The sequence below is a fragment of the Pseudomonas sp. SCPG-7 genome (assembly GCF_002156405.1).
Classification (GTDB): Bacteria; Pseudomonadota; Gammaproteobacteria; order Pseudomonadales; family Pseudomonadaceae; genus Aquipseudomonas; species Aquipseudomonas parakoreensis.
In genome coordinates, this window is record NZ_MVOO01000002.1 from 352,556 (window position 1) to 369,255 (window position 16,700).

At 61.7% G+C, this 16,700-nt stretch carries 15 protein-coding genes; 10 read left to right on the forward strand and 5 right to left on the reverse strand.

What is annotated here, in order from left to right; translation table 11 throughout:
* The first annotated feature begins 121 nt into the window (after positions 1–121).
* Positions 122–970: a cache domain-containing protein gene (locus tag B1722_RS05950; protein ID WP_086791807.1), complete on the forward strand. Its 849-nt coding sequence runs from the start codon at positions 122–124 to the stop codon at positions 968–970.
* A gap of 97 nt (positions 971–1,067) precedes the next feature.
* Here the strand turns inward: B1722_RS05950 and B1722_RS05955 are convergent, their stop codons facing one another.
* On the reverse strand, positions 1,068–2,585 hold the full coding sequence (locus B1722_RS05955; protein WP_086791809.1) for an MDR family MFS transporter: 1,518 nt from the start codon (positions 2,583–2,585) through the stop codon (positions 1,068–1,070).
* 79 nt (positions 2,586–2,664) lie between these two features.
* Positions 2,665–3,849, reverse strand: a complete 1,185-nt coding sequence (gene pobA / locus B1722_RS05960) for a 4-hydroxybenzoate 3-monooxygenase (protein WP_174376831.1) — start codon at positions 3,847–3,849, stop codon at positions 2,665–2,667.
* A gap of 187 nt (positions 3,850–4,036) precedes the next feature.
* Between pobA and B1722_RS05965 the strand changes: the two genes are divergently transcribed.
* A complete protein-coding gene (locus tag B1722_RS05965) occupies positions 4,037–4,921 on the forward strand; it encodes a helix-turn-helix domain-containing protein (protein WP_041068438.1) in 885 nt (294 codons plus the stop codon).
* Positions 4,922–5,054: 133 nt separating this feature from the next.
* On the opposite strand, the gene B1722_RS29550 is transcribed toward B1722_RS05965, so the two are convergent.
* The gene (locus tag B1722_RS29550; RefSeq protein ID WP_174376820.1) at positions 5,055–5,231 is read right to left on the reverse strand and encodes a hypothetical protein; all 177 of its coding nucleotides are present in this window, start codon (positions 5,229–5,231) and stop codon (positions 5,055–5,057) included.
* Positions 5,232–5,319: 88 nt separating this feature from the next.
* Complete coding sequence (locus tag B1722_RS05970; RefSeq protein ID WP_217436720.1) at positions 5,320–6,225, reverse strand: LysR family transcriptional regulator; 906 nt, start codon at positions 6,223–6,225, stop codon at positions 5,320–5,322.
* 114 nt (positions 6,226–6,339) lie between these two features.
* On the opposite strand from B1722_RS05970, the gene B1722_RS05975 reads away from it, so the two are divergent.
* Together B1722_RS05975 and B1722_RS05980 are read left to right on the forward strand one after the other, a co-directional pair.
* Positions 6,340–7,218 (forward strand): MBL fold metallo-hydrolase, encoded by an 879-nt coding sequence (locus tag B1722_RS05975; RefSeq protein ID WP_086791815.1) that lies wholly within the window; start codon positions 6,340–6,342, stop codon positions 7,216–7,218.
* A gap of 220 nt (positions 7,219–7,438) precedes the next feature.
* The gene (locus B1722_RS05980; protein WP_086791817.1) at positions 7,439–8,053 is read left to right on the forward strand and encodes an NAD(P)-dependent oxidoreductase; all 615 of its coding nucleotides are present in this window, start codon (positions 7,439–7,441) and stop codon (positions 8,051–8,053) included.
* Positions 8,054–8,112: 59 nt separating this feature from the next.
* Here B1722_RS05980 and B1722_RS05985 read toward each other — a convergent pair whose 3' ends face one another.
* Positions 8,113–8,994: a LysR substrate-binding domain-containing protein gene (locus tag B1722_RS05985; protein WP_086791819.1), complete on the reverse strand. Its 882-nt coding sequence runs from the start codon at positions 8,992–8,994 to the stop codon at positions 8,113–8,115.
* 228 nt (positions 8,995–9,222) lie between these two features.
* Between B1722_RS05985 and B1722_RS05990 the strand changes: the two genes are divergently transcribed.
* From B1722_RS05990 to B1722_RS06015, 6 genes are all read left to right on the forward strand, one after another.
* A complete protein-coding gene (locus B1722_RS05990) occupies positions 9,223–10,860 on the forward strand; it encodes a 5-guanidino-2-oxopentanoate decarboxylase (protein WP_086791821.1) in 1,638 nt (545 codons plus the stop codon).
* The gene (locus B1722_RS05995) at positions 10,857–12,308 is read left to right on the forward strand and encodes an aldehyde dehydrogenase family protein (protein WP_086791823.1); all 1,452 of its coding nucleotides are present in this window, start codon (positions 10,857–10,859) and stop codon (positions 12,306–12,308) included. Before B1722_RS05990 ends, B1722_RS05995 begins: the two co-directional genes overlap by 4 nt.
* 217 nt (positions 12,309–12,525) lie before the next feature.
* Positions 12,526–13,629, forward strand: a complete 1,104-nt coding sequence (locus B1722_RS06000; protein WP_086791825.1) for an ABC transporter substrate-binding protein — start codon at positions 12,526–12,528, stop codon at positions 13,627–13,629.
* A gap of 201 nt (positions 13,630–13,830) precedes the next feature.
* A complete protein-coding gene (locus B1722_RS06005; RefSeq protein ID WP_007965862.1) occupies positions 13,831–14,739 on the forward strand; it encodes an ABC transporter permease in 909 nt (302 codons plus the stop codon).
* Positions 14,736–15,584, forward strand: coding sequence for an ABC transporter permease (locus B1722_RS06010; protein ID WP_041068455.1), 849 nt, complete (start codon positions 14,736–14,738; stop codon positions 15,582–15,584). The genes B1722_RS06005 and B1722_RS06010 overlap by 4 nt, the downstream gene beginning before the upstream one ends.
* Positions 15,585–15,597: 13 nt before the next feature.
* On the forward strand, positions 15,598–16,653 hold the full coding sequence (locus B1722_RS06015) for an ABC transporter ATP-binding protein (protein WP_086791827.1): 1,056 nt from the start codon (positions 15,598–15,600) through the stop codon (positions 16,651–16,653).
* The last annotated feature ends 47 nt before the right edge of the window (positions 16,654–16,700 follow it).

The following is a 16,700-nucleotide window of genomic DNA, read 5'->3' on the forward strand; positions in this document are numbered from 1 at the left end:
CCGAGCGGGAGCAAGCTCCCTCACCACAGGAAAAGCGGCAACTTCTGGATTCATCTTCGACCTCCGTCCGACCCCAAGCCGTCTACGCTCTTGAAACACCAACAAGAACGAGGGATGCGTTATGGGGTTTTTGCATAAAGTGGCGTGGCTCGGGGTGATGCTTTTTGTGGGGGCAGGGCAGGTCAACGCTGCCGCCACGCAAAAGGACGACAGCAAGGCCGCCATCGCTTTGCTGGAAAAGGCCCTGGCCTATTACCACGACAACGGCGATAAGGCCTTCGCCGCGTTCAGCCGTCAGGGCGAGTTCGTCGACAAGGATCGCTACGTGTTCGTGGTCGACACCAAGGGCGTGATGCTCGCCAGCGGCGGGCCTTCTTCAGCCTTGATCGGCCGTGACGTCAGCGAGGTGCTCGCGCCGGATTTGCAGAAAGCCTTCAAGGACGCTCTGCTGGTGCCGGAAGGCAACGGCATTCAACAGGCCGAGTACCGCTGGCAGAACTGGGCCGACGGCAAGGTCGAGCGCAAGCATGTCTACTACCAGCGCATCGGCCAGCGGATTCTGGCCGTCGGTTATTACCTGCCGCGTGCATCAGCCGAGCAGGCCAAGGCACTGCTCGACAAGGCTGCAACCGATCTGGGGAAAAACGAGAAGGGCACGCTGACTGCCATCAACTCGCTCAAGGGTGGTTATCTGCAGGATGACTTGTATGTGTTCGTGGTCGATCTGCAGACCGAACGCTACGTTGCCCACGGCACCAACCTGCGCCTGATCAACACCGACTTCAGCAAGATCAAGGACCCGGAAGGTAAACCGGTGGGCGAGCCGATGCTGGCGCTGATCGCCAAGCAGGATGACGGTGAATACGAATACCGCTGGAAAAACCCGGTGACCGGCAAGGTCGAGGACAAGCATGCGTACCTGAAGAAGGTCGGGCATTTTCTGGTGGCGGTGGGTTACTACAGCCCCTGAAAATCAAAAGATCGTCCGAACGCGGCCCGAGCCTTCGGCAGCTCCTACATGGGAATGCATCTCTGTAGGAGCTGCCGCAGGCTGCGATCTTTTGCTGTTATTTGGCACCATGCTCGCGCCCGCGCAGCAGGTTGTTCGGCATCGCAATCGCCGCCGCCAGCCCCAGCAACGACACCGCCGTACTCACCCACAGCAAATGCCGGAACGTCACCGAAAGCTCGGCGCGCAAGGCGTTCTGCGCATCGCCCGGTGCGGCGTTCAAACCGTCGAGCAGCACGTTGCCCGAATGCCCCTCGCTGAGCAGCGAGTTGCTCGCCAGGTGGGCAAAACTCGAATCCTGCAATAACGCCAGCAACAGCGCCGACATCAACGCCACACCCACTGCGCCGCCCAGCGAGCGGAACAGGTTGGTGGTGCTGGTGGCGACGCCGATGTCGCGCTGTTCCACCGAGTTCTGTGTGCCCACCAATGAAGTCGGGAACTGCATGCCGCCGGCAATCCCGCTGAGCAGCATGAACAGACTGCTGACCAGCGTCGCATCCGGTGGGCTGAACGCCATGCCGAGAATCGAAATCGGCATCAGGATCGCACCCGTCAGGATCTGGGGTTTGTAACGACCGGTCACCGAGGTGCGGCGTCCGGCGAAATAGGCGCCTATCGGCAGTCCCATCGCCAGCGGCAGCAAGTGCAACGCCGCCGCATCGGCACCGGCGCCAGTGACGCTCTGAAAGCGCAGCGGCATCAGCACAATCAGCGAGATCGCCTGAAAACTGGTGAAGAAAATCGTGCACCAGCACAGCAACGCGTTGCGGTTGGTGAACAGATGCATCGGCAGCAGCGGCTCACGCGCCCGGCGTTCATGCCAGACGAACACCGCCAGCACCAGCACCGCACAGGCGAACAAGCCAAGCACTTCGCTGCTGCGCCACGAATGGCCCTGACCGACCTGAGTGATGGCCAGCAGCAACGCGGTCAAACCGATGATCATCAACAGCGTGCCGAGGTAGTCGATGATCGGTTTGCGTTGCGGAATCGGCAGCCCGCGCAGGTTGCGATTGGCCACCCACCAGGCGCCCAGCCCCAGCGGCAGGTTGATCAGGAATACCCAGCGCCACGACAGGTATTCGGTCATGTAACCGCCGAGCACCGGCCCGGCGACGCTGGCCACCGCATACATGCTGCTGAAGTAACCCTGATAGCGCCCGCGTTCGCGGGGCGGGACGATGTCGCCGATGATCGCCTGACTGACCGAGATCATTCCGCCGGCGCCGATGCCCTGGAGAATCCGCGCCAGCACCAGTTGTTCCATGCTTTGCGCCATGCCGCAAAACAGCGAGGCGAGGGTGAATAGGCCCATGCCGAACAGCATCAGTTTGCGCCGCCCGTACAAATCGCCGAGCTTGCCGTAGATCGGCACGGCCACGGTCATCGCCACCATGTACCCGGAAATCACCCAGGCCAGCAGGCTGACGTCCTTGAACTGTGCGGAGATGGCGGGCATCGAGACGGCGACGATGGTCTGGTCCAATGCCCCGAGAAAGATCGCCAGCATCAGCGCGACCAGCACGCTGCGAATGGCCGGTTTGGGTGTTTCAGGCTGGTGAAGATTGGTCACGGGCGGAACCTGCGGGCAGTGAGAATCCCGCAGGCCATCGGGCGAGCGGGGATGCTCGCCAGTGTAAGTCGGTAGGAAGCTATTCGATAGCCTCATAAGGAAGCCCGACGTAATTTTCTGCAATGGTTTTCCGACCCGCTTCTGAACTGACGAAATAGTCCAGTTCCGAGGCGCTGATCCGTTGGCTGAAAGCATCATGTTCGTCGAAACGGTGCAGCATCGAGGTCATCCACCAGGAAAACCGTTCGGCTTTCCAGACCCGGCGCAGGCAGATTTCCGAGTATTTCTCCAACAGATCTGTGCGGCCTTCGCGATAAACCTTCAGCAGAATGTTGAACAAAGTGCTGACATCGCTGGCGGCCAGGTTCAGGCCCTTGGCCCCGGTGGGCGGCACAATATGCGCGGCATCGCCGAGCAGAAACATCCGCCCATACTGCATCGGCTCAACGACAAAGCTGCGCAGCGGCGCGATGCTTTTTTCAATCGACGGGCCGGTGACCAGTTTTTCGGCAAGCTCGGCGGGCAGACGGGTTTTCAGCTCAGCCCAAAAGCGCTCATCGGACCAGTCCGCGACGTTTTCTTCCGCCGGCACTTGCAAGTAGTAACGGGTGCGGGTGGCTGAACGCATGCTGCACAGGGCGAAGCCGCGTTTGTGACGGGCGTAGACCAGTTCTTCGTGCACCGGCGGGGTGTCGGCGAGAATTCCCAGCCAGCCGAACGGGTAGACCCGTTCGAAAATCTTCAGGCAGTCTTCGGGAATCGACTGCCGGGCCACGCCGTGGAAGCCATCGCAACCGGCGATGTAATCGCAATCGACGCGCCAGGTTTCACCGTCCTTTTCGAAGGTGACAAACGCTTCGTCGCTTTTCATGCCGTGAGGAACGACATGGCTCGCCTCGTAAATCGTCGACGCACCGGCCTCCCGACGAGCGGCCATCAGGTCCCGCGTGACCTCGGTCTGGCCGTAGACCATCACGGTTTTGCCACCGGTCAGACCCTGCAGATCGATGTGGGCCAGACGCCCGTCCAGGGCCAGATCGAAACCGCCGTGCACCAGTCCTTCGGCGTCCATGCGCTGGCCGACTCCGGCCTGGCGCAACAGCTCTACCATGCCTTGTTCGAGCACGCCGGCGCGAATCCGCCCGAGTACGTAATCGGGTGTCTGGCGTTCGAGAATCAGGGTGTCGATGCCGGCGTTGTGCAGCAACTGACCGAGGAGCAATCCGGAAGGACCGGCGCCAATGATGGCGACTTGGGTTTTCAGCGTTTTCATTGTTTTTATGACTCGCAAGCTTCACGCGACGTGAGTCGGTGAATGATTTTTATGGATCGAGTGCTTGCATTTTTCCCTTGCGGGTCTGTCAATTGAAGGTGAAAACTGAGCCGATAACTGTACATTCTGCCAATCGGTGCGATTATCGCCCGCAAACCTCGAGGCCTGGATTGAAGTGATGAACAAGCCTGACCTGCCTTCGATTCCGGTGTTCAAGCTCTACGGTGAAAGCCTGGACTGGCCGACCCCTGACTTGCTGCACTGTGAAACCATTTCCAAACGCAGCCGCGAACATCAATGGGAAATCAAACCCCACCGCCACGCCGATTTGTGCCAGTTACTCTTCGTTTTCAAAGGTCAGGCAGAGCTTGAAATCGAAGGTCAACGCACGCAGCTCAACGAACCCGCCATTCAAGTCCTGCCCCCGTTGTCGGTGCATGGCTTTCGTTTTTCCGAGGACGTCGAAGGTTTCGTCGTTACCCTCGCCAATCCGTTGATCAACCACCTGCAGGCGCAACTGGGCAATTCGGTGCATGCCCTGGCGCAGGCCGAGCACTATCCGGCGGGCAAGGATGCGGAATACCTGCACAGTCTGTTTTCAGCATTGCAGGCCGAGTACAACGGCCATCAACCCGCGCGGGAAATGCTCATGCATTCGCTGGTCAGCGTGATCATGGTCTGGGTCAGCCGTCAGGCGATCGTGCGCCATAACGCCAGTCAGCGCCCACAACGCCAGCGCGAATACCTCAACGGTTTCATTCAATTGGTCGAGGAGACATACCGCCAGCATGTGAAGGTCGAAGACCTGGCGCATCGCCTGGGGATTTCGGTGTCACACCTCAACGGTACTTGCCGGGAGCTGGCAGGGCAGCCAGCGCTGCAGATCATGCACGAACGCCAGTTACTGGAAGCCAAACGTTTGCTGACCTATACCAGCATGACCATTTACGAGATGTCGGAATTGTTGGGGTTTTCCGATCCGACCAACTTCACGCGCCTGTTCCGGCGCAGGGTGGGCATTTCGCCAAAGGCGTTTCGCGACCGGCTGAAGGCCGAGCAGTGATCGGGTAAAACACCACCGCCCCCTGTGGGAGCTGGCTTGCCAGCGATTGCGTCCTGTCAGTCAGCACTGAAGGCGTCTGGGCCACCGCCATCGCTGACAAGCCAAGCTCCCACAGGGTTGATAGCAAGCCGAATCAGCGCAATGCATTCAGCGTCGCATTGTGCGGAATACAACGCTCGAAATTGCAGCTCGCATAATCGCGGGGCAGTTGTCGCAGTTGCTCGACCCGCCAGGCCGCAGTGCCGTACAGCGCCAGCGTGGCGGCGCAGGTGATGAAGATCGCGAAGTACCTTCTTGTTCTGATGTTCATGGCGTAGACCTCTGAACGCATACCCTGCGGTATTACTTTCAGCATAGGTCAGCGGCATAGAGTTGCCAGCTACAAACACTGTGGGAGTCTACAGGCCCATATCCCATTCGGGATTTTCCGGGAATCGTTCGACGAGAAAATCCAGCATGCTGCGCAGCGCCGCCGGCATGTGCTTGCGCGAGGCGTACACCGCGTAGATGTTCATCTGCCGTGGTTCGGCATCCGGCAGCAGACGCACCAGTTCTCCGGCATGCACATGCACCCCGGCCTGGTAGGTCGGCAGCATCGCCACGCCGGCTCCGGCCAGGGTTGCGCGCAGCAGGGTGCTGGCTTCGTTGGCGCTGATGTTGCCCTGCACCGGCACCGACACCGGTTCGCCGTCCTCTTCGAAATGCCACAGGCTCTTGCCGAAATACGAATGCGTCAGACAGTTGTGCCGGCTCAGGTCCTCGACCCGCTGCGGCGGCGGGTTGTCGCGCAAGTAGGCGGGCGCGGCGCAGACCACCGAACGGCACACCGTCAGGCGCCGGGCGATCAGGTTCGGGTCCAGGTCATTGCTGGTGCGGATCGCCAGATCGATGCGTTCATCCACCAGATTCACCGTGCGGTCGAGCATTTGCAGATCGATGCTGACCCCGGGGTAGCGCTTGACGTACGCCGCCATCGCGTCGGCCAGTTGTGCCTGACCGAACGACGTACTGACACTGATGCGCAGCAGTCCGCGCGGTGCCTCGTCGGGTTCGCTGACGGCGGCCTGCATGTCGCTTGAGAGTTCGAGCATCTGTCGGCAGCGCGGCAGGATTTCGCTGCCGGCGGCGGTCAGGCTCAATTTGCGCGTGGTGCGGTGCATCAGGCGCGCGCCGACCCAGTCTTCCAGCTCCGCCAGATAACGCGACACCACCGGCCGTGACAGGTCCAGATGATCGGCGGCTGCCGACTGGCTGCCCAGATCAACCACCGTGACAAACACGCGCATTGCTTGAAGACGATCCATGATTTGCCCGCTTTCAGAAACAAACTATGTTCAAGCATCGCATTTTTTGTACCGAGTCAGGCAACTAAGCTCTGTCCCATCGCCAAACACGGCATTCGGATCACGGAGCAACAGATGATCGGCTTCACCACCCTCAAGCGCGTTTTGCTGGCCACCGCCACCCTCGGTTTTGCGGCCCACGCCGCTGCCGCCAACCTGACCCTGGACGTTTACAACCCGGGCACCAACGCGATCTTCCCGGTGACCTCGGTGCTGGTCAGCGGCGAGAAAGACGCGATCCTGGTCGACGCGCAATTCGGCAAGGCCCAGGCCGAGCAAGTGGTAGAAAAGATCCGCGCCAGCGGCAAACACCTGACCACCATTTACATCAGCCACGGTGACCCGGATTACTACTTCGGCCTCGACACCCTGACCCAGGCCTTCCCCGACGCCGAAGTGCTGGCCTCGCAGCCGACCGTGGATCACATCAACAAAACCGTCGCCGGCAAACTCGCTTTCTGGGGCCCGAAAATGGGCGCCGACGTACCGGCCAAAACCATCGTGCCGGGCGTGCTCAAGGGTGACAGCCTGATGCTCGAAGGGCAGAAACTGCAGGTGGTCGGCCTTGAAGGCAAACAACCGGATCGCAGCTTCGTGTGGATTCCGTCGCTCAAGGCTGTGGTCGGTGGCGTGGTAGTCGCCGAGAACATTCATGTGTGGATGGCTGATACCCAGACCGCGCAATCCCACGCCGACTGGCTGCAAACCCTGCATTCGATTGAAACCTTGAAGCCAAAAACCGTGGTGCCCGGTCACTACCTGGGCGAGAGCAGCCGCTCGCTGGCCAGCGTGAAATTCACCGCCGACTACATTAAGGCTTTCGACGAAGAAACCGCCAAGGCCAAGGATTCCGCCGCACTGATCAAGGCCATGCAAAAGCGCTACCCGACACTCGGCGAAGAAAGCTCGCTGGAGCTGAGCGCCAAAGTCGCCAAGGGCGAAATGCAGTGGTAAGCCGATTGATCTGGAACACAGGTCGAGAGGACTTTTGTGGCGAGGGAGCTTGCTCCCGCCCGCCTGCGCAGCAGGCGTAAAACCTGCCAATGCGTTGTAGCTGAAACAGGCGGGGAGTGCTCCGCCCTCCAGCGGGAGCAAGCGCCCTCGCCACAGGGAATACCGCTTCAAAATTAGATTTATGCAGTCGTCGAAACTCTCAAGCCAACTGGAGAATGTCATGAGCAAGATCGCAATCATTGGTGCCACCGGTCGTGCCGGTAGCCAACTGCTAGAAGAAGCCCTGCGTCGTGGCCACAGTGTCACCGCCATCGCCCGCGACACCTCGAAGATCGGCGCACGTGCCGGTGTGGTCAGCAAGAATGTCGATGTGCTGGATTCGGCAGCGCTGCAAGCCGCCGTCGCCGGTCACGACGTGGTGATCAGCGCCGCGCATTTCGCCACGGTACCGGCCAGTGCCGTGGTTGGCCCGGTGAAGCAGGCGGGCGTGAAACGTCTGCTGGTGGTCGGTGGTGCCGGTTCGCTGCTGCTGCCGGACGACACCCGAGTGATCGACAGCGCCGGTTTCCCGGCCGAGTACAAAGCCGAGGCCAGCGCCGGGGCAGCGTTTCTCGATGCCTTGCGTCAGGAGAAGGAACTGGACTGGACCTTTCTCTCGCCATCGGCCGAGTTTGTCGAAGGTGAGCGCACCGGCAGCTTCCGCGTCGGCAAGGATCACTTGCTGGTGAGTGCCGAAGGTCGCAGCTGGATCACCTTTGCCGATTACGCGATTGCGTTGATCGACGAAGTGGAAACGTCGAAGCACTCGCGTCAGCGGTTTACCGTCGGCTACTGACCTGCAAACGCCCCCTGTAGGAGCAGCCTGCGGCAGCTCCTGCAGGGTGTTTGGGTGGCTCAGCGGGTATGCGCCTGCTCCACCAGCCAGATCATCAGTTCTTCCAGCTGCGGCGACGCCCCCGCACCCTGCGGCATTACCACGTAGTAGCCCAGCCCCGTCTTCACCTTCAGATCAAACGGCATCACCAACCGTCCGGCGTGCAGGTCATCGCCGATCAGCGACCAGTCGCCAATCGCCACACCCGTCCCGTGGGACGCCATCGACATCGCCTGATCCAGTGTCTCGAAATGCTGGCCCGTGTTGACGTTGTTCAACTGCAATTCGGCCGCCGTCAGCCACACCGTCCAATCCTGCGTATCGCGGGTCGGATGCAATAGCAGATGCTGTTGCAGATCGGCCGGTTCGCTCAGCACCGGTGGGCCTTTCAATAACGCAGGCGAACAGACCGGCGTCAGTTGTTCATCAAACAGATGCAGCGCGGTCGATGAGTTGTCCGGCGGCGTGCCGTAGATCACCGCCGCATCGAATTGCTCGCGCTGAAAGTCGACGCCATGGGCCAGTGTAGTGGTCAGTTTGACCGGCACGTCCGGGCGTTCCTTTTGCCATTGCAGCAGGCGCGGCACCAGCCAGCGCATCACGCAGCTGGGCGCCTTGAGTTGCAGGGTCTGACGCTTGCGCCCGATCTGCTCGGTGGCCTCGCTGATCAACCCGAAGATCTTTTCCACCCGCGGCAGCCATTCGCGCCCTTCGGCGGTCAGCTCCAGGCCTCGGGCCAGACGGATGAACAGCTCATACCCCAGATGATCTTCCAGCCCGGCGATCTGCCGGCTCACCGCGCCCTGGGTGATGTGCAACTGCTCGGCCGCCCGGGTGAAGTTGCAGCACTGCGCAGTGATCAGAAACGTGTGCAGGGCGGGCAGGGGAGGCAGTCGTTTCATGTGGATCCAAGGTATGACGTGAGGACATGGCTAGTATGACTTTTAATCGATTGTTGCCGCTACCTGCCGCCCGTTCAATGAGCTCATTCCACCCGGATCGATGTGGGAGCGAGCTTGCTCGCGAATACGGTTTTCCATTCAGCATCAATGTGGCTGATACACCGCTTTCGCGAGCAAGCTCGCTCCCACACTGGCACGGCGTATTGAACAACAAGAAGGGCAATCGACATGGCGACGTGTGGCGAAGTACTGGTCAAGTTACTCGAGGATTACGGGGTCGAGCAGGTGTTCGGCATTCCCGGGGTGCACACCGTGGAGCTGTATCGCGGGCTGGCCCGTTCGAGCATCAACCATGTCACCCCACGGCATGAACAGGGCGCCGGTTTCATGGCCGACGGCTACGCGCGCACCAGCGGCAAACCGGGTGTGTGCTTCATCATCACCGGCCCGGGCATGACCAACATCACCACCGCGATGGGCCAGGCTTACGCCGACTCGATCCCGATGCTGGTGATCTCCAGCGTGCAGACCCGCAGCCAGTTGGGCGGCGGTCGCGGCAAGCTCCACGAGTTGCCGAACCAGAGCGCGCTGGTCGGCGGCGTCGCGGCGTTCTCCCACACTTTGATGTCGGCGGCAGAATTGCCGGCCGTGCTGGCCCGTGCTTTCGCACTGTTTCAGGCCGGGCGTCCGCGTCCGGTGCACATCGAGATTCCTCTGGATGTGTTGGTGGAACAGGCTGACGAACTGCTCGCCAGCGTCCCGGTCAATATCGACCGCGCCGGGGCTGCACCGGCTGCCGTACGGCGCATGAGCGAATTGCTGGCCGGCGCTCAGCGTCCGCTGATTCTCGCCGGTGGCGGTTCCATCGATGCCGCCGCCGAACTCACCGAACTGGCCGAGTTGCTCGACGCCCCGGTGGCGCTGACCATCAACGCCAAAGGCATGTTGCCGACCAGCCATCCGCTGCTGATCGGCTCGACGCAAAGCCTGGTCGCGACGCGCGCGCTGGTGGCCGATGCCGACGTGGTGCTGGCAATCGGCACCGAACTGGCCGAAACCGATTACGACGTGACCTTCGCCGGCGGCTTCGAGATTCCCGGCAAGTTGCTGCGCATCGACATCGACGCCGATCAGACCGTGCGCAACTATCCGCCGCACGTGGCGTTGGTCGCCGACTCGCGCAACGCTGCGCAAGCGCTGCTCGGTGCGCTGTCGCAGCAGGCGCTGGCTGAGCGACGCAACGATTGGGGCCAGGTGCGGGCAGCGCGTCTGCGCGATGAGCTGGCCGCGACCTGGGATGCGCCAACACTGGCTCAGACACGCTTCCTCGAAACCGTGCTGCACGAGTTGCCGGACGCGGTGTTCGTCGGCGACTCCACGCAACCGGTGTACACCGGCAACCTCACCTTCAACCCGGAGCGACCACGGCGCTGGTTCAACTCGTCCACCGGTTACGGCACCCTCGGTTACGCCCTGCCGGCGGCGATTGGTGCGTGGCTTGGCGGCAACCTCGAGGGCGGCGCTCGTCCGCCGGTGGTGTGCCTGATTGGCGACGGCGGCTTGCAGTTCACCCTGCCGGAACTGGCCAGCGCAGTTGAAGCGCGCACCCCGGTGATCGTGCTGCTGTGGAATAACCAGGGTTACGAAGAGATCAAGAAGTACATGGTCAACCGCGCCATCGAGCCGGTCGGCGTCGACATCTACACCCCCGATTTCATCGGTGTGGCCAAGGCTCTGGGTTGCGCCGCCGAAGCGATCAGTTCGGTTGAACAATTGCGTGGCGCGCTGCGTGCAGCGACTGACCGCCAAGGCCCGACCGTGATCGAAATCGACCAGACCCAATGGATGCAGGCGGTGGCCCAATGATCAACTTGCCAACCACCCTCGATGGTCTGTACATCAATGGTCAATGGTCGGCCGGGCGTGAGCACCTGCGGGTGATCAACCCGGCCACCGAAGCACTGCTGACCACGGTCAATGGCGGCGATGAACGCGCGGTTGATCTGGCCGTCAGCGCGGCCACTGCAGCGTTCAAGAACTGGTCGAAAACCAGCGGTGCCGAACGCGGCGCGATCCTGCGCAACATTGCCAACGGTGTGCGCAACGGGCGTGACCACTTGATGAAGTTGCAGTCGAGCAACAACGGCAAGCCACAGTTCGAAGCGGCCATCGACGTCGATGATGTGATCGCCACCTTCGAGTATTACGCCGGTTTGGCCGAAGGCCTCGACGCACAACTCGACAGCAACGTGGCGCTGCCCAGCGACGATTTCAGTGCGCGTCTGCGCCGTGAACCGTGCGGTGTGGTCGGGCTGATCGTGCCGTGGAATTTTCCGATGGTCACCACTGCGTGGAAGCTCGCACCGGCCTTGGCCGCCGGTTGCTGCGTGGTGCTCAAACCGTCGGAAGTCACGCCGCTGCCGGAGCTGGAACTGGCGGCGATCATCGCTGAATCCGGTCTGCCCGAGGGCGTGTTCAACCTGGTCTGCGGCACCGGGCTGGCAGTGGGTGCGCCGCTGTCGGCGGATCCGCGCATCGCGAAGATTTCCTTCACCGGCAGCAACGCTGTCGGCGTGCAAGTGATGCAGCGTGCCGCCGAAACCGTGAAGGGCGTGAGCCTGGAACTGGGTGGCAAATCTTCGTTGCTGGTGCTCGAAGACGCCGATCTGGAACTGGCCGTGGAACTGGCTTGCGGCGGCGGTTTCTTCAATGCCGGGCAGATGTGCTCAGCCACCAGTCGCGTGCTGGTCGCCGATGAGCTGGCCGATGAATTTCTTGAGCGTCTGCAAAAGCGCGCGCAAGCGATTCGCGTGGCCGACCCGTTCGACCCGGACGTGGAGATGGGCGCACTGGTCAATCAGGCGCAATACCAGCGCGTGCTCGGCCACATCGACCGTGGTCTGAGCGCCGGAGCGAAGCTGGTGTGCGGCGGCAATCGTCCGGCGGATCTGCCGCGCGGTTATTTTTTGCAGCCGACGGTGTTCACCGACGTGCCCCTCGACAGTGCGCTGTGGTGTGAAGAGATCTTTGGCCCGGTGCTCTGCGTGCGCAGTTTCGGCAGCGAAGCCGAGGCGATTGCCCTGGCCAACGACAGCCAGTTCGGGCTGGTCGCCAGTGTGGTGACGCGTAACGCCGAGACTGCCGACCGCGTCGCCAACGCCCTGCAGGCGGGGCTTGTATGGCTCAACGCGCCGCAAGTGATCTTCCCGCAGACGGCGTGGGGCGGCTACAAGCAGAGCAGCATCGGCCGTGAATTGGGGCCGTGGGGCCTGGCTGCGTTTCAGGAAATCAAACACGTGATCCGGGCGCTCTGAGCGCCCGAAAAAGGTGAGCGCATGCCTCGCAACGAGGCATGCGTCGGTGTCATGGCTTCGATGAGTTTTTATCGATAGTCAGGTGTATTGCACGACCTCAGGATGAACCCGTCGGCTGCGCTGCAGGCCTTTGAATACAAGGCCTGCAGCGGATCCGGCCGCGCGGATGCAACGGTTGCGACCAACCTCATACTTAAAAGAACAAAGGGAGTCCTTCATGGGCGAGCATGATCTGAACAGGCGTCAATTCATTAAAACCGTCAGCGTCGCCTCGGTAGCAGCGGCGGCCCTGAGCATGCCCTTCATCCGGGCCAGCGCCAGCGACACACGGTTTGCCGGCAAGACCTTGCGTTTGCTGACCTGGTCGGATGACACCGGCCTCGCCGCACTGCGCAACATCGCCGCCACGTTCGAGGCCAAGACCGGCGCCAAGGTCATCGCCGACCGCACTGGCAGCACCTCTGAAATGGTCGCCAAACTCAAGGCCGGCGGTGACCGTCCGCAGTACGACATCATCACCCTGGCCGGGGTCGGCGCTGAAGGTCTGGCCGCCGCCGGGCTGCTGGAAAAGCCCGACCTCAACCGCATTCCCAACCTGATCGACGTACCGGAACAATACCGCACCGGCGCCAACGGGCATGGCATCGGTTACCTGCTGTGGTGCAACAGTCTGGTCTACAGCACCCGCACCCTCAAACAGGCTCCGGACAGTTACGCCGCGCTGTGGGATGCCGATCTAGCGCCGAACATTTTCCTGCCGCCGCCGAACTGGACCGAGGCCATGGACCTGATCATCATCGCCGCAAAACTCGCCGGTGGTGATGAACACAACATCGAGCCGGGCTTCAAGAAACTCGCCGAGCTCAAGGATCGCGTGGTCACCCTCGGCGAGAACCCGAACCAGATCGCCGAGCTGTTCCGCACCGGGTCGTTGGACATGGGTGGGCTGTACGCCCCGGCATTCTTCCCCAAGCAGATCCGCGATCCGAACTACGGTCTCGGTGCCACGTTCGGCATGAAGGAAGGTTTCTACACTGACCTGATGCTCTCGGTGATGCCGAAGAACCGTCCGGGCGACACCGACCTGGCCTACGCCTTCATCGACCACTCTCTCGATCCGCTGGTGCAGGGCAAGATGGCCGAAGACATCTTCAACGGCCCGGTCAACGCCAAGGCGATCATCTCCGCCGAAGCGCGCAAGAGCCCGTACATCCTCACCCCGGAGCAGATTGCCGAGAAGGCGATCATGCACGACAACGCCTTCCTGGCGACCGTGCATGACCAATGGATTCGTCGCTATACGGAAATTTTTTCTTCCTGATTTCCGAGGACTGAAGATCTTTTGTGGCGAGGGAGCTTGCTCCCGCTCGGCTGCGAAGCAGCCGCAATCTGAATGGCAACCTTGCGAATGCGTCTAGCCATTCATGGGGCCGCTTCGCGACCCAGCGGGAGCAAGCTCCCTCGCCACAGGGTTTATCCCGGATTTCAATCCTGTTGTTTTTCCATTGACGAGATCATTGCTATGGAACATCAATCCCTGACCCAACCGGTCGGCGCCGCTGACGTGCGTCCGGCGCGCGGTGTTTCGCCGACTGCCCGGGCGTGGTTTTTCCTCACGCCGTCGATGCTGTTTCTCGGTGTGCTGATCGCCGCCAGCCTGCTGGTGCTACGCATGAGCGTCGGCACTAAAGGCGCGGAATGGAGCGGGTTCAGCCTCGCCAGCTACGCGCAATTACTCGAACCCTATTACCTCAAATCCCTGCTGCTGACCCTGCGTCTGGCGCTGATCAGTGCGGTGATCGCGGTGCTGCTGGCGATCCCGGTGGCGTACACCATGTCGCGGCTGACCTCGCCGTTCGTGCGGCGGATTTTTCTCGCGGCGGTGCTGTTGCCGCTGCTGGTCAACCTGCTGCTGCAAAGCTACGGCTGGCTGGTGATTCTCGGCCCGGGCGGAATGCTCAACCAGACGCTGATGGGCCTGGGCCTGATCAAGCGCCCGATCATGTTGCTGTACAACCAGAACGGCGTGCTGATGGGCCTGGTGCAGACTGCGTTTCCACTGGCCGTGCTGCCGATTGCCAGCGCCATGCGCGGTGTTGCGCGCACCTACGAAGAGGCCGCCGCTACCTTGGGAGCCAGTCGTTTTCAGGTGTTCCGTCAGGTGGTGTTGCCGATGAGTCTGCCGGGGATCATCACCGGGGCGACGCTGGTGTTCGCCTACAACGCCAGCAGTTTTGTCGTGCCGTTGCTGCTCGGGGGGCGCCGTGTGCCGATGCTCGCGGTGATGGTGCATGACCAGATCGCGCCGCTGATGAACTGGCCCGCCGCATCGGCGGCCGGGGTGGTACTGATCGTCACCACGCTGGCGATCATGACTTTGTCCGAATACATCACCGGCCGTCGTCGGCGCCTGCTGGAGGCTTCGCAATGAGTACCCTGACCAACAAGCGCATGGCGCTGCTGCCCGGCGACACCGGCAAGTTCGCCGGGATCCTTTCCGGGGTCATTCTGCTGCTGGCGGTGTTGCCGATCCTGACCATGATCGTCATGTCGTTCAGTGGTGCATCGAACCTCGACTTCCCGCCGAGCAGCTACAGCCTGCAATGGTACAAGGCGGCCTGGCACACCTTCGTTTCGCCGGACGCCAGCGACGTGCTGAGCCTCGGCCAGGCCATGGCCACCAGTCTGCTGGTGTCGTGCCTGACCATGGTTTTCGCCACGCTGATCGCGGTGCCCGCCGCCTATGCGCTGACCCGCTGCGAGTTCCGTGGCAAAGCCGTGGCGCTGCAACTGATGTCGCTGCCGCTGGTGTTTCCGATGGTGGTGTTGGGCCTGGCCTTGCTGCTGGTGTTCGACAGCCTGCCGTTTCACCTGACCACCTCGCGGCTGGTGATTGCCCACGTGATTCTGGCGCTGCCGTTCGTGGTGAAAAACTGCACCGCCGCGATGCTCTCCATCGGCAACGAAGTCGAAGAGGCGGCGCGGATGCTCGGCGCCTCACCGCTGCGGGCGATTGTCGATGTGGTGGTGCCGTTGATGAAGTCGGGGATTCTGGCGGGGATGCTGCTGGCGTTCATCGTCTCGTTCAACGAATTCACTGTGACCTATTTCCTCTACACCATCGACGTCATGACCGTGCCGATCTGGATGTACAGCCGCACCGTGTCATCGCTCGACCCTACCGTGTTCTCGTTTGCCGTGCTGATCGTGCTGATCGACTTCGTCCTGATCTGGGCGCTGGAGAAGCTGGTGGGCGAGGGCGGCGTTTCCTTTTGATTTGAGGTGCAACATGACTGGTCTGATTCTGGAAAACGTCGAGAAATTCTACGGCTCGGCGTGCGCGGTACAAGACGTCAACCTGCATTTGCCGGAAGGCAAACTGGTGTGTTTTCTCGGCCCGTCGGGCTGTGGCAAAACCACCTTGCTGCGGATGATCGCCGGGCTGGAAACCCTCACCGGCGGTGAGATTCGCCTCGACGGCGAGGACATCGGTCACACCCCGGCGCACCTGCGCAACTTCGGCATGGTGTTCCAGTCGCTGGCGCTGTTTCCGCACATGACCGTTGGCGAGAACATCGCCTACCCGCTGAAACTGCGCGGCGTGAGCAAGGCCGAGCAACAGACGCGGGTAGTGGAGTTGCTGGAGCTGATCCAGTTGCAAGCGATGATCGACCGGCCGGTGGCGAAACTCTCCGGCGGGCAACGACAGCGGGTGGCGATTGCCCGGGCCATCGCCTCGCGGCCGAAAATCCTCCTGCTCGACGAACCGCTGTCGGCGCTGGACGCCAAGTTGCGCGAGTCGATGCAGGTGGAAATCCGCCAGTTGCAGCAGCGCTTGAACATCACCACGATCATGGTCACCCATGATCAGCGCGAAGCCATGACCATGGCCGACATCGTCGTGGTGCTCGGCGAGCACAAGGTGCAGCAGGTGGGCACGCCGATCGAAATCTATCGGCACCCGGCCAACGAGTTCGTCGCCGACTTCATCGGTTCGGGCAACATCTTTCCGGCCACGGCGCTGGGCGACGGCAAAGTCAGCCTGCCGGGCGGTGATGCGCTGCAAGTGCCGATCTGCGGCAGCATCGAGGCGGGGCAGAAGGTAAAGATGCTGATTCGTCCGGAAGACCTGCAACTGTCCGCGCCACAGGCAACGGCGGGCAATCGCTTGCTCGGCAAGGTGACGTTTGTGCGTGATATTGGCGCGACCATCGAGACCACGGTGGAGTGTTCCGGGGTGACGTTCACCGCGTTGAGCACGCCGTGTCAGGGGATCGGATTGGGGATCGGGCATCCGGTGTCGGTGACGTTGCCGAGTGAGGCGTGTCGGGTACTCGGTGCCTGATTCTGGATTGAGGTTGTCTTGACTGGCCCCATCGCTGGCAAGCCAGC

Bases quoted from the DNA above. Each gene is read 5' to 3' on its own strand.
- B1722_RS05950 (WP_086791807.1), top strand. From the start codon at position 122: ATGGGGTTTTTGCATAAAGTGGCGTGGCTCGGGGTGATGCTTTTTGTG.
- B1722_RS05965 (WP_041068438.1), top strand. From the start codon at position 4,037: ATGAACAAGCCTGACCTGCCTTCGATTCCGGTGTTCAAGCTCTACGGT.
- B1722_RS29550 (WP_174376820.1), bottom strand. From the start codon at position 5,231: ATGAACATCAGAACAAGAAGGTACTTCGCGATCTTCATCACCTGCGCC.
- B1722_RS05970 (WP_217436720.1), bottom strand. From the start codon at position 6,225: ATGGATCGTCTTCAAGCAATGCGCGTGTTTGTCACGGTGGTTGATCTG.
- B1722_RS05975 (WP_086791815.1), top strand. From the start codon at position 6,340: ATGATCGGCTTCACCACCCTCAAGCGCGTTTTGCTGGCCACCGCCACC.
- B1722_RS05980 (WP_086791817.1), top strand. From the start codon at position 7,439: ATGAGCAAGATCGCAATCATTGGTGCCACCGGTCGTGCCGGTAGCCAA.
- B1722_RS05985 (WP_086791819.1), bottom strand. From the start codon at position 8,994: ATGAAACGACTGCCTCCCCTGCCCGCCCTGCACACGTTTCTGATCACT.
- B1722_RS05990 (WP_086791821.1), top strand. From the start codon at position 9,223: ATGGCGACGTGTGGCGAAGTACTGGTCAAGTTACTCGAGGATTACGGG.
- B1722_RS05995 (WP_086791823.1), top strand. From the start codon at position 10,857: ATGATCAACTTGCCAACCACCCTCGATGGTCTGTACATCAATGGTCAA.
- B1722_RS06000 (WP_086791825.1), top strand. From the start codon at position 12,526: ATGGGCGAGCATGATCTGAACAGGCGTCAATTCATTAAAACCGTCAGC.
- B1722_RS06005 (WP_007965862.1), top strand. From the start codon at position 13,831: ATGGAACATCAATCCCTGACCCAACCGGTCGGCGCCGCTGACGTGCGT.
- B1722_RS06010 (WP_041068455.1), top strand. From the start codon at position 14,736: ATGAGTACCCTGACCAACAAGCGCATGGCGCTGCTGCCCGGCGACACC.
- B1722_RS06015 (WP_086791827.1), top strand. From the start codon at position 15,598: ATGACTGGTCTGATTCTGGAAAACGTCGAGAAATTCTACGGCTCGGCG.